Origin of the sequence: Anaerotignum faecicola (genome assembly GCA_024460105.1) — a bacterium.
Classification (GTDB): domain Bacteria; phylum Bacillota; class Clostridia; order Lachnospirales; family Anaerotignaceae; genus JANFXS01.
On record JANFXS010000548.1, the window covers coordinates 1 to 393 of the forward strand.

1 protein-coding gene is annotated in these 393 nt (G+C 53.2%); it reads right to left on the reverse strand.

Annotation, left to right across the window (positions count from 1 at the left end):
- Window positions 1-393: stage III sporulation protein AF (locus NE664_15325; protein MCQ4728003.1), on the reverse strand; the 393-nt coding region annotated here is incomplete at both ends.

The window sequence follows — 393 nt, forward strand, 5'->3', positions numbered from 1 at the left end:
CTGATTCAACCGGCCTGATTTTGGTATTGTTCCCCTGATCCGTCTGTCCTGGGCTGTCCGGAGCAAGGCGGAGGCTGACGGATACCACGTGACCGAACCTCGCATTCTTTTCATCCCCGTCAATGAGAGCCTTCGCCTTCACACAGACAAATCCCGACGATTCTGCCATGGTACGCAGGTCATGCTCCACCGCCTCCTCGTACTGGCTCACCATACTCTTTAAACGAACGCTTTCCATATCTGAGATCTGGGCCGAAAGCTCCGACGCCTCTTTCTGAAAGCTGATGGCTTCGAAGTAATAGGCCAGTTTGTCATCCAGCCGGAGTCCCCCCGTAAACGGTTTTAAGACCAGCAGAATGAGCACCATGCCCGCAAACAGCCGGAAATATTTTT